This is a genomic window from Bacillus sp. WC2503, from assembly GCF_052682895.1.
This window is the reverse complement of sequence record NZ_JBQYMD010000001.1, coordinates 142,761-164,922: the sequence shown is the minus strand read 5'-3', so window position 1 is coordinate 164,922 and position 22,162 is coordinate 142,761. Positions and strand designations below refer to the sequence as shown.

At 35.1% G+C, this 22,162-nt stretch carries 22 protein-coding genes; 10 read left to right on the top strand and 12 right to left on the bottom strand.

Features of this window, described 5'->3' with window-relative positions; genetic code table 11:
• Window positions 1-7 precede the first annotated feature (7 nt).
• Both ACUN26_RS00925 and ACUN26_RS00920 read right to left on the bottom strand, forming a co-directional pair.
• Window positions 8-787 (bottom strand): DUF2935 domain-containing protein, encoded by a 780-nt coding sequence (locus tag ACUN26_RS00925; RefSeq protein WP_000440955.1) that lies wholly within the window; start codon window positions 785-787, stop codon window positions 8-10.
• Entirely contained in the window at window positions 787-1,170 is a 384-nt protein-coding gene (locus ACUN26_RS00920; RefSeq protein ID WP_080001216.1) for a VOC family protein, read from the bottom strand. Before ACUN26_RS00920 ends, ACUN26_RS00925 begins: the two co-directional genes overlap by 1 nt.
• A gap of 93 nt (window positions 1,171-1,263) precedes the next feature.
• On the opposite strand from ACUN26_RS00920, the gene ACUN26_RS00915 reads away from it, so the two are divergent.
• The 4 genes from ACUN26_RS00915 (at window position 1,264) to brnQ2 (ending at window position 3,869) form a co-directional block, all read left to right on the top strand.
• Window positions 1,264-1,479, top strand: a complete 216-nt coding sequence (locus tag ACUN26_RS00915) for a spore coat associated protein CotJA (protein ID WP_001046260.1) — start codon at window positions 1,264-1,266, stop codon at window positions 1,477-1,479.
• An 8-nt stretch (window positions 1,480-1,487) separates the two neighbouring features.
• Window positions 1,488-1,751 carry a spore coat protein CotJB gene (locus ACUN26_RS00910; protein WP_000194492.1) on the top strand — a complete coding sequence of 88 codons (264 nt, stop codon included), beginning with the start codon at window positions 1,488-1,490 and terminating at the stop codon, window positions 1,749-1,751.
• Between the two features lie 12 nt (window positions 1,752-1,763).
• Window positions 1,764-2,333: a spore coat protein CotJC gene (cotJC, locus tag ACUN26_RS00905; protein ID WP_000265285.1), complete on the top strand. Its 570-nt coding sequence runs from the start codon at window positions 1,764-1,766 to the stop codon at window positions 2,331-2,333.
• A gap of 219 nt (window positions 2,334-2,552) precedes the next feature.
• Complete coding sequence (gene brnQ2, locus ACUN26_RS00900) at window positions 2,553-3,869, top strand: branched-chain amino acid transport system II carrier protein BrnQ2 (RefSeq protein WP_001260922.1); 1,317 nt, start codon at window positions 2,553-2,555, stop codon at window positions 3,867-3,869.
• A gap of 43 nt (window positions 3,870-3,912) precedes the next feature.
• Here the strand turns inward: brnQ2 and ACUN26_RS00895 are convergent, their stop codons facing one another.
• From ACUN26_RS00895 to ACUN26_RS00885, 3 genes are all read right to left on the bottom strand, one after another.
• Window positions 3,913-4,923: an ABC transporter permease subunit gene (locus ACUN26_RS00895; RefSeq protein ID WP_000269943.1), complete on the bottom strand. Its 1,011-nt coding sequence runs from the start codon at window positions 4,921-4,923 to the stop codon at window positions 3,913-3,915.
• A 1-nt stretch (window position 4,924) separates the two neighbouring features.
• Window positions 4,925-5,791: an ABC transporter permease subunit gene (locus ACUN26_RS00890; protein WP_000239657.1), complete on the bottom strand. Its 867-nt coding sequence runs from the start codon at window positions 5,789-5,791 to the stop codon at window positions 4,925-4,927.
• Window positions 5,792-5,878: 87 nt separating this feature from the next.
• A complete protein-coding gene (locus ACUN26_RS00885) occupies window positions 5,879-6,613 on the bottom strand; it encodes a YwaF family protein (RefSeq protein ID WP_000409221.1) in 735 nt (244 codons plus the stop codon).
• A gap of 211 nt (window positions 6,614-6,824) precedes the next feature.
• Between ACUN26_RS00885 and ACUN26_RS00880 the strand changes: the two genes are divergently transcribed.
• From ACUN26_RS00880 to entC, 4 genes are all read left to right on the top strand, one after another.
• The gene (locus ACUN26_RS00880) at window positions 6,825-7,928 is read left to right on the top strand and encodes an efflux RND transporter periplasmic adaptor subunit (RefSeq protein ID WP_000728811.1); all 1,104 of its coding nucleotides are present in this window, start codon (window positions 6,825-6,827) and stop codon (window positions 7,926-7,928) included.
• The gene (locus ACUN26_RS00875; RefSeq protein ID WP_000609095.1) at window positions 7,925-8,599 is read left to right on the top strand and encodes an ABC transporter ATP-binding protein; all 675 of its coding nucleotides are present in this window, start codon (window positions 7,925-7,927) and stop codon (window positions 8,597-8,599) included. The genes ACUN26_RS00880 and ACUN26_RS00875 overlap by 4 nt, the downstream gene beginning before the upstream one ends.
• Window positions 8,600-8,625: 26 nt before the next feature.
• Window positions 8,626-9,777 (top strand): ABC transporter permease, encoded by a 1,152-nt coding sequence (locus tag ACUN26_RS00870; protein WP_002038017.1) that lies wholly within the window; start codon window positions 8,626-8,628, stop codon window positions 9,775-9,777.
• Between the two features lie 458 nt (window positions 9,778-10,235).
• A complete protein-coding gene (entC, locus tag ACUN26_RS00865; protein WP_000421978.1) occupies window positions 10,236-11,627 on the top strand; it encodes a cell wall-binding protein EntC in 1,392 nt (463 codons plus the stop codon).
• A 279-nt stretch (window positions 11,628-11,906) separates the two neighbouring features.
• On the opposite strand, the gene ACUN26_RS00860 is transcribed toward entC, so the two are convergent.
• The 7 genes from ACUN26_RS00860 to ACUN26_RS00830 all read right to left on the bottom strand — a co-directional run bounded on the left by ACUN26_RS00860 (window position 11,907) and on the right by ACUN26_RS00830 (window position 18,460).
• Window positions 11,907-12,992 (bottom strand): DUF871 domain-containing protein, encoded by a 1,086-nt coding sequence (locus ACUN26_RS00860; RefSeq protein ID WP_000440067.1) that lies wholly within the window; start codon window positions 12,990-12,992, stop codon window positions 11,907-11,909.
• Window positions 12,982-13,260 (bottom strand): hypothetical protein, encoded by a 279-nt coding sequence (locus tag ACUN26_RS00855; protein ID WP_000900040.1) that lies wholly within the window; start codon window positions 13,258-13,260, stop codon window positions 12,982-12,984. Before ACUN26_RS00855 ends, ACUN26_RS00860 begins: the two co-directional genes overlap by 11 nt.
• Entirely contained in the window at window positions 13,236-14,546 is a 1,311-nt protein-coding gene (locus ACUN26_RS00850; protein WP_001013063.1) for a PTS sugar transporter subunit IIC, read from the bottom strand. The genes ACUN26_RS00855 and ACUN26_RS00850 overlap by 25 nt, the downstream gene beginning before the upstream one ends.
• Before the next feature lie 71 nt (window positions 14,547-14,617).
• Entirely contained in the window at window positions 14,618-14,923 is a 306-nt protein-coding gene (locus ACUN26_RS00845) for a PTS sugar transporter subunit IIB (protein WP_000275635.1), read from the bottom strand.
• A 1-nt stretch (window position 14,924) separates the two neighbouring features.
• The gene (locus tag ACUN26_RS00840; protein WP_000131325.1) at window positions 14,925-15,245 is read right to left on the bottom strand and encodes a PTS lactose/cellobiose transporter subunit IIA; all 321 of its coding nucleotides are present in this window, start codon (window positions 15,243-15,245) and stop codon (window positions 14,925-14,927) included.
• A 109-nt stretch (window positions 15,246-15,354) separates the two neighbouring features.
• Window positions 15,355-17,295 carry a BglG family transcription antiterminator gene (locus ACUN26_RS00835; RefSeq protein WP_000169811.1) on the bottom strand — a complete coding sequence of 647 codons (1,941 nt, stop codon included), beginning with the start codon at window positions 17,293-17,295 and terminating at the stop codon, window positions 15,355-15,357.
• Window positions 17,296-17,371: 76 nt separating this feature from the next.
• On the bottom strand, window positions 17,372-18,460 hold the full coding sequence (locus tag ACUN26_RS00830; RefSeq protein WP_001253372.1) for a DUF871 domain-containing protein: 1,089 nt from the start codon (window positions 18,458-18,460) through the stop codon (window positions 17,372-17,374).
• 472 nt (window positions 18,461-18,932) lie between these two features.
• Between ACUN26_RS00830 and ACUN26_RS00825 the strand changes: the two genes are divergently transcribed.
• Both ACUN26_RS00825 and ACUN26_RS00820 read left to right on the top strand, forming a co-directional pair.
• Window positions 18,933-20,135, top strand: a complete 1,203-nt coding sequence (locus ACUN26_RS00825) for an MFS transporter (RefSeq protein ID WP_000503250.1) — start codon at window positions 18,933-18,935, stop codon at window positions 20,133-20,135.
• A 362-nt stretch (window positions 20,136-20,497) separates the two neighbouring features.
• Window positions 20,498-22,153 carry a Na/Pi cotransporter family protein gene (locus ACUN26_RS00820; RefSeq protein ID WP_000456283.1) on the top strand — a complete coding sequence of 552 codons (1,656 nt, stop codon included), beginning with the start codon at window positions 20,498-20,500 and terminating at the stop codon, window positions 22,151-22,153.
• The last annotated feature ends 9 nt before the right edge of the window (window positions 22,154-22,162 follow it).

The following is a 22,162-nucleotide window of genomic DNA, read 5'->3' as shown; positions in this document are numbered from 1 at the left end:
TTGTTCTTTAAAGTGGATTACATTTTGGCATCTCAAGTCCAGATGATTGTGCTAACTTTAATAAATAATAACATTCCTCTCTTGCCATATGATCTGCCATTCTCGCTGATAACGCACTTAATATTTCATTCGATAACTCCATCTCTTCAACCTCATGGAGAAAATGCGAAAATAATTTTAACTCAAGTGAAACATCTTTTGTAAACTTCTTTAACGCCGGAAAATGATGAAGCTCTGTCCGTAAATACCCCGTCATCTCAACTGCCTTTAAGTAAAATTGTTCAAAGTGCTTCTCGAATTCTTCGCTTTTCTCTTTCAATCTTTTTTCAACAAGATCTAATCCACCAGAAATAGACCCTGCATGACCAGCTGCATCTGTTAACCAAACGAGATGATAATGTAATTCATGAAAAACAGGCGGAACTTCTCCTTTCTTTAAAAACTCTAACACCGTTATATACTCTTCTACTTCATTTACCATATGATTAATAAAAGTTGGCGTAAAATGAATAGTAATTTTCCCCTCCAACTGTTTCTGTATAATATTTAATTTAAACGTTCGTATCTCCTTAGCAGCTCGCTCTGCCTCTTTTGAGAATGCAATGAGATTGACAGTATGAATTTTATTTAAAAAGCCTGTAAACGTCTCAACAAAATAAGTAGCTTTCTTTATATCTTCCTTCTCCTTTGGAGCTAACGCATCAAGTAAAAATTGCGCATGATCACTAAGTACCTTTAGCCAAAACTTATGCTCAAACAACGCACTTTCTTCGTAATTTCTCTCCATCAAATCGCCTCCCTATGTTCCTTTCTTTCTATCACTTGAACTTTATATCCATCTGGGTCTTGTACTACAATACTCTTCTCACTTTTGTTTTCTGTATATGCAATTTTATAAAACACTAACCTCTTCTTTAAGTTCTCTATGTTAGAAATTGAAAACATTAGAACATCAACCGCATCCGTAACACTCTTCTCACGCCCACCCAAACTACGATTCATTACAAAACTAACTCTCATTGAATCAGCATCATACCAAACCCCTGTTATATCTAATTGAGGTCTCTCTGAACTGGGGCTTATTTCTAAAATCCCTTCGTAAAAATACAGCGTTTCCTTTAAGTTCTTTACTTCTAGCACAATGAAATTCTTTACATTCTCCACATTCATTCCCCCTGTACTTATTACTTTTTTATATGTGTCATAAATGCCTGTTATGTCTGAATACAATACGTAGTGATGAAGAGTTAAGGAGGTTTATTCATGAATAAATATATGAGATCATTCGTGCCATACCATAGCCCTCAAGATCCTTGTCCTCCTATCGGAAAAAAATATTATTCTACTCCTCCTAATTTATTTTTAGGTTTTCAACCGCCAAATTTACCGCAATTCACACCAAAAGAGGCATTACAAAAAGGAACTTTATGGCCTGTTTTTTATGACTATTATGAAAATCCTTATAAAAAAGGGCGGTGACTACTGACGTGACTCAATCGCTACCAGAAGAATATTATCAACTTTTACTGGAGCTTCAAGAACTAGACTTTGTACTAGTTGAACTAACTCTTTATTTAGATACACATCCAGATGACACTGCTGCGATTAATCAATTTAATGACTTCTCCTATAAACGAAGGGTATTAAAACAAAAGATGGAAGAAAAATACGGACCACTTCAGCAGTTTGGAAATAGTTATTCTAACGCTCCATGGGAATGGAGCAAAGGTCCTTGGCCATGGCAAATATGAAGGAGAGAAAATATGTGGATTTATGAGAAGAAATTACAATACCCGGTTAAAGTAAGCACCTGTAATCCAGCCCTTGCCAAATTATTAGTTGAACAGTACGGTGGTGCTGACGGCGAACTAGCTGCTGCCCTTCGTTACTTAAATCAGCGTTATACTATCCCTGACAAAGTCGTTGGCTTGCTAACCGATATCGGCACCGAAGAATTCGCACACCTAGAAATGATCGCTACAATGATTTATAAATTAACAAAAGATGCAACACCGGAACAAATGAAAGCTGCCGGATTAGACGCACAGTACGCTAATCACGATAGCGCTTTATTTTATCATAATGCAGGTGGTGTTCCTTTTACTGCTACTTATATTCAGGCAAAAGGAGACCCTATCGCAGATTTATACGAAGATATTGCAGCTGAAGAAAAAGCGCGCGCAACATATCAATGGCTCATTAACTTATCCGATGATCCAGATATAAATGACAGCTTACGCTTTTTACGTGAACGAGAAATTGTGCATTCACAACGCTTCCGAGAAGCAGTTGAAATTTTAAAAGAAGAACGTGATAAAAAGATTTTCTTTTAACACACATATCGTAACGATATGTGTGTTTTTTTATATGTAAAGTTAAATCCTTCCTAATTAACATATAAATAGTATATTTATTCAATTTAATGCATTATTTTTTAATTTTTATAAAATTCCCTCTTGCTTTCTAGTCATCAGACCTTTAAAATAATAACAGTTACTCGACAAATTATTTGAATTTTCGACAAAAATACTCATTAGGAGGATTTTCTTTATATGCGTACAACTTTAAAACCAGCGCAAATACTTTCGATTAGTTTACTACTATTCGCAGTTTTCTTCGGTGCTGGTAATATGATTTTCCCGCCCCTTCTCGGTCTTTCTTCCGGAGAGAACATGTGGGTTTCCATTACAGGATTTATTATTACAGACGTCGGTTTATCTTTACTAGCTATCGTCGCTGTTGCCCTTGCCGGTGGTAGTTTTAACACTTTAGCAAGCCGTGTTCATCCAAAATTCGCAGCAGTATTCGCTATCATTATTTATCTTTCAATCGGCCCACTATTTGTTATTCCACGAACTGGATCTGTATCTTACGAAATTGGGATTGCACCACTTTTCCCAGATCAATGGTATTCTATGTTGGCTTTTAGCGCTATTTTCTTTACAGTCGTTTACTTCCTATCATTAAATCCATCCAAATTAGTAGATCATATCGGTAAAATATTAACGCCAATTTTACTTGTAATTATTGCAATTATGGCAACAAAAGCAATTCTTTCACCAGGATCATTCACAGAACCTATCGGTGACTATAAAGACATCCCATTTTTCAAAGGATTTCTTGAAGGGTTTTTAACGTTAGATGCAATTGGGGCACTCGTATTATCAACGATTGTTGTAAATGCAATTCGCCAAAACGGTATACAAGATAAAAAATCCATTGCAAAATATACAATTATTTGCGGAAGCATTGCTGCCCTTTTCTTAACAATTGTTTATTTCTTACTCGGTTATATCGGAGCTTCAAACGGAAACTTAGGACAATTCGAAAACGGTGGTCAGCTATTAGCTACGATTATGTATCAATTCTTTGGGACAAGCGGTAACGTTTTATTAAGTATCGCAATTATTTTCGCTTGTTTAACGACTGCAATCGGTGTTGTAAGTGCATTCGCAAACTATTTCGCAACAGTGTTAACGAATGTTTCATACAAGAAACTGGTATTATACGTTTGTATATTTAGCTTCATCATTTCAAACCTAGGCTTAAGCTTATTAATTAAAATTACATTACCTGTATTAATTATTTTATATCCAATTACAATCATTTTAATTTTCGTATCATTTATTGATAAATATACGAAACGTAAACCTTCTGTCTATATCGGAGCAATGATCGCTGCATTCCTTATTAGCTGTATTCATGCACTTGATAATGTGGAAATGATTCCAAACTTTATCGCTAATATCGTACACACAATTCCTTTTTATAACTTAGGAATCGGCTGGATTGTTCCGGCAATTATCGGTGGTATAATCGGATACTTTATTCCGCAAACAGAAGCTGAAGGTGAAGTTTCTACGAAATAAAAAAAGAAGCAAGCATTGATTATGCTTGCTTCTTTTTTTATTTTCACATCGTATGTTTAAAAGTAAATAACTCTTCTTTTGACTGCACAACAGATTGTTCTTCTTCTACAACTGGCTTCTTTATCTCTCCGCCTAACCTTACTTTTAACATCGCCTCTTCTATACTTTTTACAATCATATTTCCAGAAAAAATAGTAAGCCCGAAAAATGTAATTGGGACGAGAGGAATCCATGGATGCACTGTTAACGATCTAAAATAGACTCCTATTAACCCTGACCATTCATGTGTGTAAGAGTCTACTTCTTTTATCCCTATTGGTCCACCAAACTGGACTGTCCCTCCAAAAAACACCTCAAGTAACCCTAAATGAAGTAAAATAGTCAAGGTTTGAGTAAACTGCTGAAGAAATACGAGTATAAACGTCATATTGAGATGCGGAAAAAGGTGCTTTATAACAATATGTCTTCTTGATCCACCTAATATGCGCGCAGCATCAATAAATTCTTCCGTTTGTAATTTACGAACTTCCTTCGCCACATAAAGTGCAATAACTGGCATCACAAGCAGTACAAGTAATACAACTTGGAACGAAGCCCTTTCAAAAAAAGTTGTTGTTTCCTCTCCACTTCCAAATCTATTCACAGCTTGAAGAAAGAAATACGCAATCATAACTGTCGGAATAACTGTGAAACTATCAAAAAAAGCCTCAATCTTTGAAAAACCTCTTTTTATATATGTTCCGAGTATAACACCGAAAAACACACCTATTACCATTCTAAGTGCCGCAATTAAAATAGATATACCAATCGTCCACTTCGCGCCTTCAATGACTAAATGTAAAAGGTCATATCCTTTCAAGTCTGTCCCGAGTAAAAATTGTAGTGAAGGTGAAAACGGTGGCACTTCTGGATTTCCATCCGCATCATATTGCAGTGTAACTTTTTTAATCTGTCCATCATTCCATATCGTATTTCCGATGCTCAAAAGAACTAATAGGAGAAGAAACCCAATGCTTATCCAAAATCTTTTATCGCGTTTTATATACGTCCACATATTATAATCTCTCCTTCATCGCAGCTGGAATGAGATAATGAAACAATTTAAATATAATAAAAATCGGAATATAAATAAGCAGCACACTAACGATGAAAACCTCAACCCTAATACCCTCATACGATTTCAAAAACATAAAAATACCACTCGTATTAAAAATCCATTCTATAATATATAAATTAGATAGCATAAAAAAAACATTCGTTTTCGCAAAGAAAAGTGTACTAAGCAACACATTTCGTAAAATATGACGATTTAAAATATGAAAGCGATTCAGCCCTTTCGCTTTAGCAAATAGTACATAATCTTTTTCTAGCTCATTTTCAAAACGAAGCACTAACATTTTTACAAACATAATCGTTGTCGGTATACTCAAACATAATATTGGCAATCCTCTAATCGACTCGCCTCCAATTGACGCAATTTGAAAAGGTAAAAAACCTGTTTGTTTAAAAAACCATATAACTAAAATTTGTGATACTAAAATAAGAAGAATGTCTGGAATGGATTCTAGGAAGATAAGAAATGATTTAATTCGATGTTGTATACGCGGTGAACTACTCATAATCATATAAACGATACAAAATGCTACAAATAATGAAATGAAAAAAGCGGCCAAAAAAATAACAATCGTTTCTTTATAATGGATAAACAACTGTGGGAATAAAAATTTATCTCTCACATATTGCAAATTGGAGAGATCCATTAAGTTCAAAAATACTTCTTTTAAACTCTTTATGTACTCTGATACATGCAGCTCAAATCCATAAAATAATTTCGGCAGTGCCCCTAAAAAAATAATCCCCAAAATCGAAATAATAAATTGAATCGTCATTTCCATCCCATTCAAAAATACTTTTTTGACCATTTTTCCCCTTCTCTCTCTATGATTTACCCTTTAATTTTATTCTTAATTTTCTGAATTGTAAATATTCAAACGTAAAAAATCACTAGGTTATGATCCTAGTGATTCTTTATGTACATGTTTTTCTCTTTTCGCAAACGGCATATACACAATAAAACATCCAATAAGCGCTGCGAGTTCTAATGAAATAATGTAGTAAGGATGCGGTCCTAACATATCGAGTAATGAGGCAGTTTCTGGCTTATGAGCTAAAAACATATAATTTCCACCCGTTTTGTAATTCACAAACGAAACAATTGGAATCAATATGTTTAAAAATATCATTGTGCGTTTAATAGATTGTACTGTCGGACGATACCCTTCTACCCAGGTCATAAAGAGCGGTGCCCAAATGAGCAATACATGCGCAATGAAATATTCAATGAAACGAAAATGCGGAAAAGCATACTGCAAGTTTGGCGTTAAAATGGCTTGTGATGCACCGATAATTCCTGTGAAAAACACAATCTCATATATGCGATAACTTTTCGTTACAATCATAATTGACGCTAATAATAAACTAATCGTACATAACTCAAATGGTAATGAAGTGCCTAGGTCAAAAATCCCGGCTTTCCATTCCCACATATGAAGCCCAATTTCACTTCCTATAAATAGAAATGCAATCGCATATCTAACCGTTATATTCCACTCAATTTGACGTAATACATCTTGGTATTGATATAAAAAAAAGATCCCCACCAACATAATAAATAATATAATGGCATGTTGCCTTGAGTATGGAATAAATGGTTTTAATGGGTGTACGCTAAAATAAATTTCCATCTTCCTTCCTCCTCTCCTTCCTACAATATTATTGTAGGAAAGAAACAACGAGTCAATTCATTTGCTTAAGCTAGGACAACCTCTACCTTACATTTACATATTCATACCTTACAAAACTGTAAGGTTATTGTAAGCTAAAACGATTTGTCAGATTCTTCACCTCTTTTATACTTAATGTAGATACTAAAACGAACGAAAAGGTGATAAATAGATGAAGAAGAAAAATAAAGTGTTAATTACTAGTGTAGTAGCAATCGGAATTGCAGCTGGATCATATTTTGCATTTGCTGGTGGTGGTTCAGATGTTGCAATGGCATATAGCAGTTATAAAGTAACAGAAAAACAAATCGAAAACGCGCAAAAATTTGGCGGTGAAGTTATTCCAAACGGAATTGAAACTATTTCATTTGATCCAACAAAAGGCACGTATGAATTAGCGGTTAAAAAAGGCGATGAAGTGAAAAAAGGGCAGCTTCTGTTTAAATATAATGACCCCACTGCTAAACAAGGTGTAACGGAAGCAGAAATGCAAAAGAAAATCGCACAAAAAGAAGTAACATTGTTCCAAAAACAAATCGATGCAGCGAAACAAAAATTACAAAAAGATAAAAATGCAGGTCTTCCTCAGGAAGCATTAAAAGCATCGGAAGTCGAAGTGCAACAATTAGAATCACAACTTGAAATGAAAAAGTTTGAAGTTGAAAAATCTGATGAAATGATTAAAGCAGCAAAAGAGAAAGTAAACACTCTTTCTGTAACAAGTCCTGTTGATGGTGTAATTGATGATATCGTGAAAACTGCTGATGAAAAAACAGGTATGAGTGGCATTACTCTTCGTCATGCTGGTCAATTTAAAGTAAAAGGTCAACTTTCTGAATATGAGCTTGCTAGTATGAAAGTTGGGCAAGAAGTAACTGTTTCATCAAAAACGGTCGCTGGTAAGACTTGGACAGGAAAAGTAACGGAAATTGGTTCTACACCATTAAAGAGTATGGACGAAAATAAAACTGTTTCTAACTATCAATTCACTGTCACATTAGATAATAGTGAAGAATTACAAAACGGCTTCCACGTTTATGTAACAAGTAAATCTGGCGAAGCAACTGGTACAATTGTTCCGAAAAGCAGCATCGTGAAAAAAGGTGACAAAAATGTTGTCTTCGTTGTAAAAGATGGTAAAGCGAAAGAACAAGCGATTACTGTTGAATTCGAGACAGATAGCGAAGCAAAAGTTTCTGGAGTGAAAAAAGGAGAGCAAATTATCTCTAAACCTGAAAAAGACTTAAAAGATGGTATGGAGGTTGTCGCCCAGTGATTAACTTAAAAGGCATCACGAAATCCTTCCAAAATGGTGCAGAGTCCGTTCAAATATTACACGGAATTGACATAACACTAAACCAAGGAGAATTCACTTCTATAATGGGACCTTCTGGTTCTGGTAAATCAACTTTAATGAACATTATCGGTTGCTTAGATAAACCAACGACAGGTGCGTATGAATTAGCGGGACAAAATATTTCAAACATGTCTGAAACCGAACTTGCACGCGTTCGTAATAAAGAGATCGGGTTCGTATTTCAAAACTTCATGTTATTACCGAGACTTACAGCACTTCAAAATGTAGAACTACCTCTTATTTACGCTGGAGTCGATAAAAAAGAAAGACGTGAACGCTCATTAGCCGCTTTAACAAAAGTTGGTTTAGCAGATCGAGCTACTCACTTACCGAACGAATTATCCGGTGGTCAAAAGCAGCGTGTTGCCGTTGCCCGTGCAATTGTAAATAACCCAAAATTCATTTTAGCTGATGAACCAACGGGTGCACTTGATACGAAAACGAGTACACAAATTATGGACCTCTTTTACGAATTAAACAAACAAGGCTCAACAATTATTATGATTACCCATGATCGTGAAATCGGGGAAGCTGCAGCACGTCAAATTGTAATTCGTGACGGAAATATCGTCCAAGATTGGAGAGGTTAATTTTGAACACGAGTGAAAATATACGCATGGCCCTTTCCTCTATCTTTGCTCATAAAATGCGTTCTATATTAACAATGCTAGGTATTATTATTGGTATTAGCGCCATTATTACTATCATTTCAATGGGTGATGGTACAAATGCAAAGTTTAAAAAAGAATTAGGCCAAGGAAAAGATACAGAAGTAACGATTTACTACAACAACCCTGATTACGGAACTGATAGTGCCAAAATTACAGCTGATATGTTAAAACGTCTTCAAACTGTGCCAGGCGTTAAAGATGTTTATCCAGATGTAAGTATGAAAGTAAAAGCATCTTCTGGTTCAAAAGATGTCTCTCTTGATTTAAGAGGTGGAACAGGCGCCTTCATGACAGATGCGAAAATAAAATTAGTTCACGGTCGTGAATTAAATGATAGTGAATTAAAGCAAGCGATTCCTGCTGTTATTTTAAATGAAGAAGCTTTCAATAAATTATTTAACGGCTGGGAATCAAATTTATACACTGACATAAAAGGAAAGCCATATAAAGTAGTCGGTGTGTATGAAACGAAAAATGATTTCGGAATGGCTATGTCAGAAGGTTATACATCACTTGAAAACGCTCCTGTAATCTCAGGAGTAACTGAGTATGACTCTGTAAGATTAATATTAACTTCACCAGCAGAACGTAAAAGTGTAGAAAAACAAGCCGCTTCTGTTTTAAACGATATGAAAGCTCCTAAATTTGAGCATAAATTTGAAGCTCAAGATATGGGTGAATTTACGAAGCAACTAGATGAATCAATCGGTATGATGAAAATGGTATTCGGTGGTATCGCTGCTATTTCATTACTTGTTGGTGGTATCGGTGTAATGAACATCATGCTTGTATCTGTAACAGAACGTACACGTGAGATTGGTATTCGTAAAGCACTTGGTGCAACACGCGGTAAAGTATTAACGCAATTCTTAATCGAATCTTGTATTTTAACAGGACTAGGTGGTTTTATCGGATTCATGCTCGGTATTTTCTTCGCTTGGATCGTCTCAATCTTTGCCGGATGGCCACTTGTTATCTCAAAAGAACTTGGACTTCTTTCAGTAGGTATTTCAATGCTAATCGGTATTGCATTCGGACTACTACCAGCTAACAAAGCTGCAAAACTTGATCCAATTGAATGTTTACGATATGAGTAAATAAAAAACGTAGGAGTGTACACTCCTACGTTTTTTATTTACCTATCAAATTGTGTTTCTTCTATTATATATGTTTCACGTTACAACTATCTTTCTAATACTCTTCATTCTTTATAGATACTCGGGCTATTATCGAATCCTATTATTGCAAAAATAATATGTAATAGACAAAATACAAGGCGTAATTTTTTCCATGCATCGACTTATTTTGTAACAATTCTATCAATATTTCATTAAATTTCACCTCATTTATATATTTCCACAGTCAAAAATATTATTATTTTATAACTAAATTTTCGTTTCGACAGTAAAACACACCGTTTTTGTAATACTTCAGAAAACAATTAGAAACATTACTGTAATATTATTAACGTTATAGAAATTGAGATACCACTCATTTTATGTTTCACACGCTCTAATCCTCCAAAAAACAATAAGGAAGCGCTATCAGGTTATTTATGGAATTATTACAGAATATTAATGCCCCGTTACGAAAGCTTTGTAATTTTATGTTTTTCGCAAATACGAAAATAATGGTTGCTATAATGAGGTCAACGAAAACAAATGCAATGGAGGCTATTATGAAAAAATTTATGGGTATAGCAACAGCAGCGGTTTTTGGTCTTGGGATTTTCACAACATCTGCTAAAGCAGAAACAATCGTAACGACTGACGTACTAAACGTACGAGAAAACCCAACTACTGAATCAAAAGTTGTAGGAAAATTATTAGATGGATATAAAGTAAATGTTTTACATACAGAAAACGGATGGTCAAAAGTTAAATTGAATAGCGGTAAAGAAGCTTTCATAAGCGCTGACTATACGAAAGATACTTACTACGTAACAGCAAACGTATTAAACGTACGTGCTGGAGCAAACACAGACTCAGAAATTCTTGGTAAGTTGAAACAAGATGATGTAATCGAAACAACACACGAAGTGCAAAATGACTGGATTCAATTTGAATATAACGGAAAAACAGCTTATGTTCATGTTCCTTACTTAACAGGTAAAGCACCAGTTAAAGTTCAACCAGCAGTTAAAGTTGAAAAAGCAATTAAAGTTCAAGACACAGCTAAAGTTCGTGAAGCAGTTAAAGCTGGTGAAGTAGCTGAAACTCAAGCAAAAGCTAAAGCAGAGGAAGCAACTAAAGCTCGTGAAGTAGCTGAAGCTCAAGCAGAAGTTAAAGCTCAGGAAGCAGCTAAAGCTCGTGAAGAAGCTAAGGCTCAAGCAGAAGCTAAAGCTCAGGCAGATGCTGAAGCTCAAGCAGAAGCTAAAGCAGAGGAAGCAGCTAAAGCTCGTGAAGAAGCTAAAGCTCAGGCAGCAGCTGAAGTTCAAGCAGCGGCTAAGGCTCAAGAAGCAGCTAAAGCTCGTGAAGCGGCTAAAGCTCAAGCAGATGCTGAAGCTCGTGAAGCAGCTAAGGCTCAGGAAGCAGCTGAAGCTCGTGAAACGGCTAAGGCTCAAGAAGCAGCTAAAGCTCAAAAACCAGCCACACAAAAACCTGTTGCAAAAGAAACTGAAACAAGCACACCATCATCTTCTCGTGAGTTAAGAGTTGTAGCAACAGCTTACACAGCAGATCCACTTGAAAATGGTTATAAAGCAGGCGACCAAGTAAAATCAGCTTTAGGTCACAACTTAACAGCAAATCCAAACATGAAACTAATTGCAGTTGATCCAAGTGTCATTCCATTAGGTTCAAAAGTATGGGTTGAAGGTTACGGAGTAGCAATCGCTGGTGATACTGGTGGAGCTATTAAAGGAAATAAAATCGACGTTTTAATGCCAGATAAAGGCACTTCAAGTAACTGGGGACGTAAAACAGTTACAGTGAAAATTTTAAACTAATTACTATAAAAAAAGAGTCAGTCTCATTGTTGAGGCTGACTCTTTTTTTTACTCTATTAAACTACTGAAAAATGTCACAGTAAATGAAATTATATCAACGATTTTTCAAATATATCTATCGTAACCTACAATATATCAACGATTTTTCGAATATATCTATCGTAACTTATAATATATCAACGATTCGACAAGAAATATCGATTTATCGACAAATTTTTACATTAAAAGCACTTTACTATTAAAAAGGCGTTCCAAAATTTAGAACGCCCCCTATCTTCCCTATTCCACACAAGTAAACTGCGTCCAAGCCCCTACATAATCTAGTAAGAATAACTCCTCTTCCGCAATTGTACCGACAATGTTTTTCCGTTCATCTATCGGCATTTCTTTCAAGATGATTTGCAGTTCACCTTTATACTTTCCGAATGAGTTATTACCAATTACAACTTGCCCTCTTTCCTGTAGCACACTTTCGCGCACCGGGAAGTCATAGTCTTTGTACTTTTTACGCACTTCTGTAGAACGTACCATATATTCTGTTATGTCGCCGCGTCTTACGTGTAATTCTTGCAGCGTCGCTTTCTTCTCTACTTCAGTCACTTCGTCTACAAAGTGCACTTTTAGCTGTAACATATAGCGATTTAAATTTCCTAGTTTTTCTAACTCTTCCTCACTCGCATAAGCATTTCCGATAATGACATCATCGATTAGCCCTGTTGCCCATAGATGCTTCGCTTGTACTTCAATTGGTAAATTACGATGCTCTTCTAATGTACATAAACCGTCGTTAATATCCCATGGACCGATGTTTGCGGCATTTGATGTAATAAAGGCCGCACTGCGAATACCATGCTTTTTAAAACGTTCACTACATCGAATGAAATAATCGTACGGAAGACCAGTAAACTTTTGTGGATAAAAATTATGGCAACCGATTAAAGCTGATTTATTCGCTTGATGCGAAAGAATATTTTCTAAGTACGCAATATCGTTACTTACATTTAACTCAATTTTTAAACCGTACGGATTATTCGTCATTTTCGCTTCCGTTAACCCGTCAAAGCCTACATCTAAACGAATACCATCTGCGCCTAATTCTGCGAAAAATGATAGATTGCTATAACTAATACCAAGCTGATCAAACACAGCTGGAGCTACATCTAAAATAACTTCCATATTGTTATCTTTTGCGTGATTAATAATCTCTTTAAATTCAGCTACAATTTCTTCTTTTGGACGATTCACAGATAACAAACAAGTAAATATTCTTGAAAAACCGTGTCGTGCCGCTGCGGAAATATAAGCCATATCTTTTTCTTTCGTTGAATGCTCTGGATAAAGTGAAATTCCTAATTTACGCTCCATGCTTTTGCATCTCCTTCACACGTTGTATTAATGACATGCTCGTAAATCTATATTTTGCAGATAAACATGTTGCACATAAAATTGTCGGTACAATAATTACGTACGGTGAGTGTAGACCTAACATTACATATGCACCCATTGAACAACCGATAAACAAAACTGATACGAGTAGTAAAACTAATAAAGATTTACTTTGTACCCATTTCGAATAATGAGCAATGCATTGTCCGATCACAAATGTAATTAAGATGATAATTGCTCCGAGCATTCTGTTTTCTCCTCTCCTGCTATTTGTTGTTTCTCATACATTTTGAAGAATGGATAGTAAATAATAAATGAGATTACAAAGTTAATAATTACAAGTACGCCAGCCATAATTGTCCAGTCCGTACTAATCACTGCTGCAATTGGCGCTAACATCGTAAATGGCAACTTCGCCATCATAAGTGGAATCATACCTGAAACAACTGCGAAATATGATACCGTCGTTGTAACTAACGGTGTAATAACGAACGGAATAATTAAGATTGGGTTCATTACAATCGGTGCCCCGAAAATAATTGGCTCGTTAATATTGAATAAACCTGGCACGAATGATAATCTACCTAACTCTTTTAAGAACTTAGATTTAGAGAACATAAACATAATGACTAAAGCTAACGTTGAACCCGACCCACCAATCCATACGAACCATTGAATAAATTGCTCTGTAAATAAGTTTGGTAACTGATGTGCATTTCCTGTAGCCGTGAACACTTCCATATTTTCAAGAATTGCTGAATCCCACATCGGACGAATGATTGGTCCTAAAATCGCTGGGCCATGAATACCGAATGACCAGAAGAACACGATTAAAAATACTGTTAATAGACCGCCGAATAAATTGTTTCCTACTAATACTGACTTTAATGGTGCAATTAAATATGTGATTGTTGTATTTACATCAAATTTTAAACCGTAACGAATACCCCAGAATAAAAGAATAACAACTAAAGTTGGAATTAATGCTGCAAACGAGTTTGCAACTGCTGGTGGTACACTTTCTGGTAATTTAATCGAAATATTATGCTTAATCATAAAATGATAAATTTCTACTGCAATTAATGCAGTAACAATTGCGCCGAATAAAGACGTGGCACTTAATGTTCCTACTGAAATGTATCTACCCGCATCAATAACACCTGGTACAGCTTTCGTAATTTGAATTGGTTCAACTGATGCTAATAAAAAGGCGAGTACAGAGAGTAACCCTGCGCTTAATTGATTGAGCTGATAAAAATTAGCGAGCGAAGCCCCTACCCCAAAAGCTGCGTATAATGCCATTAAGCCTACTGTAAATCGGAATGGAATATCTAAAATATGACGAAACGGTGCAATCCACTCCATATATGCATCAATTGGTAAGTTTAAAAAGATAACGAAAAATGATCCGACGATCGTTAATGGTAATGTAGAAATAACCCCGTTTCGAATTGCTAATAAATGTCGCTGTCCTGCAATCTTTTGCGTTGTTGGCATAATCTTCTGTTCCATAAAACTCATAAACCCATTCATCAATAGCCCTCCCTTTGTTCAATATAACCAAAAGTTATAACATTATAATGTTTATGTTTAAAAAAATATAATTACGCTAAAACTAATTCTTCTGCCTGCTTAAGTACTTTCAAACCGTCACACATGCCATAATCTCGTTGGTTTATAATAGCAACTGGTATATCGTATGACTTTGCAAGAAACGCTACGGCCGGAAATAAATATTTCACTTGCGGACCAATTAAAACGACATCTGCTTCCTTAATTTCAAGCTTCACAAGTTCTGAATCAACTGCCTTAATTTTATAATCCTTCCCTTGTTTCTTCGCCTCTTCTTGCATTTTTCTTACAACCATACTCGTTGACATACCTGCAGCACAACATAATAAAATATACATATTATACTGTCACTTTCTCTTCCACACGTTTATGAAGAGCGATAAATTCTTCAGCAAGTTCTTTCACTGTAATTGCATTCATTAAATGATCTTGTGCATGCACTAACAGTAAACTTATTTCTGCATGATTTCCTCTTGCTTCCTCTTGAATTAAATCCGTCTGAATACGATGAGCTGCTGAAATTTCTTCACTAGCAAGTTCCATCTTTTCACTCGCATTCTCAAAATCTCCTTGTCTTGCAAAAGCGATTGCTTCAAGCGCCGCGCTTCTCGCGTTGCCACCATGTAAAATTAACGCAAATGGAGTTTGCATATCAGTCATTTTAACTTCCCCCAAGCTTTGTTTTTCTATATGTTCATCTTATTATGAAAACGCATACAATTAAACATAAAAAACTTCCGTTATGTAACGGAAGTTTTTATATACTTTTTCAATACGATAATAAAATCTCTTGAAAACCTTCAATTAATTCAGCCTGAGTTAATTTCTCTATCGTATTCTGATTAGACATAATATCATATAAAAAATCATAAAGCCGTTGCAAATCTTCATTATTATTGCGCTTCACACTAAATAAAATAATCAATTGTACTTTTTTATCTCCCCAATCAACAGCCTTATCAAGTGTACAAAACATCAAAAATGTTTCCTCACTTAATAACTGCATCGGATGCGGAATCGCCACTAAATTCCCAACCGCTGTCGGAGATGTATTTTCTCTTTCCATAACAGAAGCATAAAAATTTTCTGGCACATAGTTTTTCTCAGCGGCTTTCTCACATAAAAATTGAATAACTTCTTCTTTCGTAGAAGCACTACGATTTAAAAAGATTAAATCTTCTTTTATATATTGCTGCACACTATTATTCACATGCGTAAACAATTGCTGACCAATCGATTTAATCTCTTTATCATCAAATATTGAATTCACCTTTATAACTGGTACAGGCAAACCACTCGGTATATGAATCGTACTAATAATACAATCTATTTTATCTTTATAAAGGTCTTCTACTTTCAATTGATAATAACCTGTAATACCTACAATCTCTAATTTATCTCGAAATTGTGATAAAATTTTATATTTTAATAGTTGTGCACTCCCTTGACCAGTCGCACAAACTAGTAAACATCTTTTCTTTTGATTCTGCTCCTGCAAACGGCTCATCGCTCCGCCGAAATGAATAGCAATATAACCAATTTCACTTTCCGGAATCGTTTCACCCGTATATTCACCAATTATATCTCCAACGAGAACCGCAATTTCAAAAGCATACGGATAATTCTTTTTCACTTCTGCCAAAAGAGGATTTCTCGTATTTAACTTATACTTCAAACGATTTAATAACGTTTTTAAATGAACACCAAATCCAAATAATAATTCTTCATCATAATAAAAAATAAGATTCCGTTCTTCCGCTACTTTAAAAAGAATATGTTGCATAAATGCATATATATCTTTTCCTAATAGCTCTTCTACATTTTCATAGCGATCTCTCGCTGTAACAGCAGTACTTAACAAATGCACCGTCACATATAATACTTCTTCTTCTGGAAATAAAAGTTTTAACTCTTTCTCTAAATCTCCTAAAATCTGCTTCGCAATTGTATATTCTTTCTTTATTATAAGTTCTGATTGCTCCACATGCAGTCCCGTCATATAATGTTGACTTTGACAACGCTTTAATGCGATTGCAATATGAATAACTAGATTATCAATTTCTATATCAGATAAATATATTGTTCCACCCTCAATATACTTTAATATAATTGAACGAATGAGTGATATATGAGGTAACGATACATATGTATCCGTCTGCTCAAATTGCTCATGAAACGGAGTATGTTCATAACGTGGTAAACCATATTGTGATAAACAAGAACGAATATTAAATTCCTCTCCCACAATACGTATACCATAATACGGTCTCTTTTCAATTTGCAATGTATAGCGACCGCATATATCTGTAACATCTTTCATAATTAAATTTACAGTTGATTTACTCACGTAAATTTCTTCTGCTAACTGCGAAAGCTTCACATATCCTTCTGTCGTTAAAACACGTTGTAAAATATACGCAACTCTTTCTTCATAAGAAGTTGGGATCTTTTCCGTCTGTTTTTGAAATAGACTCACACAAAACTCTTCAAATATCTTCGTTTGTATAATTTCTAGTTCATATCCAGTCCCTCTTTGCGATTCGATTTTCGCTCCGTTTTCTTCCAATATATCATTTAATAATTTTATATCTTTTTGAATCGTCTTCGTTGATACATGTAATCGGTTCGCTAAAAAAGCTCGATTTAACATCGATTTCTCTTCTAAAAACTCCTCTAAAATAGAAATTAATCGCTGATGCACCTTTGTCATAGCTCTTCCTCTCGCTCTTTATATATAAAGGGGGAAAAGCTGCTGAAATCAGTAGTTTTTCCCCTTTATATTCTCTCTATTTCTTTAATGTAAATCCGAATTTATCCCAAGCATGTAAATAATCTAGTAAGAAAATCTCTTCTTCTATAATTCGACCAACTACATTTGTTTTTCCTGTATTCACCATATCTTTTAATGCAATTTGTAATTCACCTTTATACTGGCCATATTGCTCATTATCAATTAAAAGATCGCCACGCTTAATTTCACGCGTATTATGAGGTTTAAACTCTTCTTTTTTATATTTCACACGACTTTGTGTAGAACGAATCATATATTCAGATACATCCCCGCGATAAAAATGAGGTTCTTCTAATACGATAATTCTTTCTAAATTTGTCGTTGTATCGTATAGTTCTATATCAAATGTTTGTTTCTCTTTATTTAACGCACCTAGTGCTTGTAATTCTTCTTCTGATGCATAAGCGTTCGCAATAATAACATCATCAATTAATTCTGTCGCAAATAAATGCTTCGCTTGGGTTGTCATCGGTAATTCACGATGCTCTTCTAACGTACATAAACCTTCTGTTACTGGCCAAGGTCCGTATGTTGCATCAAATGATGAAATAAATGCAGCTGTTCTCATGCCGTAATCTTTAAATTGTTTCGAGCATGTAATGAAATGATCGTATGATAACCCAGAATAGCGGTGCGGATAAAAATTATGACAGCCAATTAAATTTTCACGATTTGGTCTATGACTCATAATGTTATCTACATACTTCGTACCATTGCTCATATTAATCTCAATTTTCAAACCATACGGATTATAAGTCATAATTGATTCTTCTAATCCTGAGAAACCAACATCTAAACGAATACCGTACGCACCTAATTCATGGAAGAATGATAAATCATTATACGAAATACCTAATTGTTCAAAAACAGATGGACTAATATCAACTAATACTTGGAACCCTAATGCATTCGCATGAGAGATCGTTTCTTTAAATTCTTCAATAATTTTCTCTTTTTCTCCATCCACAGATAGTAAACATGTGAACACACGTGTAAATCCGTATTTACTTGCTAATGTTACATATTCCTTATCTTTCTCTACCGTTGAATGTTCTGGATAAATAGAAATACCTAATCGTCTCATATGTACACGCCTCTTTCTTCATTGTTTTGTAAACCTTTTCAAATATATGTAGCGAAAAAGTATATATCCCCTTCTCATTCACTACCTTTTGAATCCGCTTTCTTTAAAGAAAAAACAATTTCTATCATTCATAACAACTACAAGTCTATACATCTATACTTTACATCTTTTTTTCATAGTTGTGTAGCGTTTACACAAATTTGTCAGTTTTTCATTTTAAAAATTGTTATCCGCTTTCAAGACACCTTCCTTGACTGCTACATTGACCAATACATATACTCAAAAGAAAAGAGATAAAGTGAAACTTTAATCAGTGGGGGTTTTGTTCATCCCCCACCGATTATTAGCCTTCACCAATCGGGCGTTTGCTGGCAGCAGGGCTTCCACCTAACTTCTTTGCTCCAGCCAGATTTTGAGGTGGGAATTTTACTGTCCGCAAATAGCGGAAAAAATGTATATAGGGGATGAATATATGGGAGAGGCAATACTCGTAAAACGAGAACCGTTATGGACAAAAGAGTTTGTTGCTTTAATTTTTGCAAACTTATGTATGTTTTTAGGGTTTCAAATGTTAATTCCAACTTTACCTGTTTATGTGAAAGAAATCGGTGGCACAAGTTCAAATATCGGATTGGTCGTCGGTATGTTTACCGTTGCGGCACTTTTTGTTAGACCGCTAACTGGAAACGCCTTACAGAAATTTAATAAAAAAATCATTTTAATGATCGGTACTGCTATTTGTTTACTCGCTATGGGCAGTTACCTTTTCGCCTCTACCATTTTTCTCTTGCTTGCCGTTCGTATTTTACACGGAGCTGGCTTCGGTATTACAACGACTACATATGGAACTGTCGTTTCTGATTTAATTCCAGCAGCTCGCCGCGGAGAAGGCATGGGATATTTCGGACTTTCTGGAACCATTGCAATGGCTCTCGGCCCACTAATCGGACTATGGCTTATGCAAGCATATAATTTCAACGTTCTTTTTTTATGTGCACTTTCATGCACAATCGTTTCATTAATTTTAACGAAACTACTTCAAATCCAAAAAACGAAACAACCACCAAAACAATCATCTGGTACTTTTCTCGATGGATTTATTGAGCGCAAAGCTTTACTTCCTTCATTATTAATATTATGTATTACATTAATGTACGGAGGAATCGGCAGCTTTATCACACTATTTGCTACCGAAGTTGGCATTGCTGATATTAGTCTCTTCTTTTTATGTAACGCGCTAGCAATCGCTGTAACTCGTCCATTTTCCGGAAAGTTATATGATGCGAAAGGCCATACATTCGTCATCATTCCAGGGGTTATTATAACGTTCGCAGGTATTATTTTATTGTCGTATACAACGACAATTCCGAGCTTAATTATTGCGGCAGCCTGTTACGGAAGTGGTTTCGGAGCGATTCAGCCTGCGCTACAAGCATGGATGATCGACCGAGTAGCACCGCACCGACGAGGAGTCGCAACAGCTACATTCTTCTCAGCATTTGACCTTGGAATTGGTGCGGGAGCGATTATTTTCGGATTCATTGCACATTTTACAAACTATGCGACTGTATATCGTTATTCTTCCCTATTACTTATTGCTTTTCTGTTCATTTACATTACAAGTATAAGAAAACAAAAGCACGGAGATAAAAATACAGAAAAAGCTGCTGGATAATTTAGCGGCTTTTTTTCTTGCAAAAAAAGACTACTTAATAAATATTAAACCCCATGTTGGCTTTATAAAACTACATGCATTTCCCTACATATTTTTTTAACTATCATCAAAAAATATACAATGAACTTGTAGAAGATTTCTTTGATATACAATTGAATAATACTATTCTAAAAAGTGTGATTTCTTTACAAAAACACTATTTACAAAAGACGAAAACCATTAAAATACAGCTGTTTCTTTAAAGAATTGTAAACTTTTCACCTCTTTGTAAATTTAGTGTAAATTTTACTAGCAAACCGTTTACAGTGCCTCAAGGTTTAGTTAATAATTACATCGTACATGAAATTTAAGGAGTGGAATGCGTGGAATATAATGTTCAAGAAATGATCTTCCAATTCATTGGTGGATTAGGTATTTTCTTATTCGGGATTAAATACATGGGCGATGGACTGCAACAAGCAGCTGGAGATCGTCTTCGCGATATTTTAGATCGTTTTACAACGAACCCACTTATGGGTGTACTAGCAGGTATGTTAGTTACTGTATTAATTCAATCAAGTTCAGGAACAACCGCTTTAACAGTCGGACTTGTAAGTGCCGGATTTATGACATTAAGACAAGCAATTGGTGTTATTATGGGTGCGAACATCGGTACGACAGTTACTGCATTTATTATCGGGATTAAAATCGGAGAATACGCTCTCCCAGTTATGGCAGTTGGAGCGATTTTACTATTCTTCTTTAAAAATAAAAAAGTACATTCTGTAGGTCAAGTTGTATTCGGTTTTGGTATGTTATTCTTCGGTTTAGAATTAATGAGCGCAGGTATGAAACCTCTTCGTTCATTAGAGGCATTCCAAGATTTAATGATTAGCATGAGTGATAATCCAATTTTAGGAATTATTGTCGGTACAGTCTTCACTTTAATTGTACAAAGCTCAAGCGCAACAATCGGTATTTTACAAGAATTATTCGGTCAAGGTGCAATCGATTTACAAGCTGCCCTTCCTGTATTATTCGGTGATAACATCGGTACGACAATTACAGCAGTATTAGCAGCAATCGGTACTTCAATTGCAGCAAGACGTGCAGCATTAGTTCACGTTATCTTTAATATTATCGGTACCATTATCTTTACGATTATATTGATACCATTTACAAATTTAATTCAATATTTCCAAACGTCATTAAACTTGAATCCAGAAATGACAATTGCATTTGCACATGGAACATTTAACGTAACGAATACAATCATTCAGTTCCCATTCATTGCAGTATTAGCCTGGATTGTAACAAAAATTATTCGTGGTGAAGATGCATCTATTAACTTCAAACCACAACATTTAAATCCAATCTTTATTGAACAATCTCCAGCTATTGCTTTAACAGAAGCTCAAAAAGAGATTATCCGTATGGCGGAGTTTTCATTAGATGGATTAAAAGAAGCAAACCAGTTTTTAAATACACAAGACAAAAAACACGCTAATATGGCTACTCAATTAGAAGGAGCTATTAACAATTTAGATAAAAAAATTACCGAGTATTTAGTTTTACTATCAGAAAAACCACTTTCATCAGCAGATTCTGAGAAGCATTCTGTTTTAGCTGGTGTTGTTGGAGATATTGAACGTGTCGGTGATCATGTAGAAAACCTTGTAGAACTTGTAGATTTCCAAATTTCAAACCGCGTTTCACTATCAGACGACGCACTAACTGAATTAAATGAAATGCTTGAATTAACAATTTCAACATTACAAGATGCAATCAATGCTTTAACAAACTTTGACACTGAACTAGCTCAAACTGTTATTGCAAAAGAACGTAAAATCGACCAAATGGAACGTGTTCTTCGCAAACGTCACGTAATACGTCTAAACGAACGCAGCTGTTCAGGCGATGCAAGCATCATCTTCGTTGACATGGTAAGTAACTTAGAGCGTATCGGTGATCACGCTGTAAATATCGCTGACGGTGTTTTAGGTGAACAAGGAAAAGTCAATTTAAAACAATCATTATAATAGGAAAGA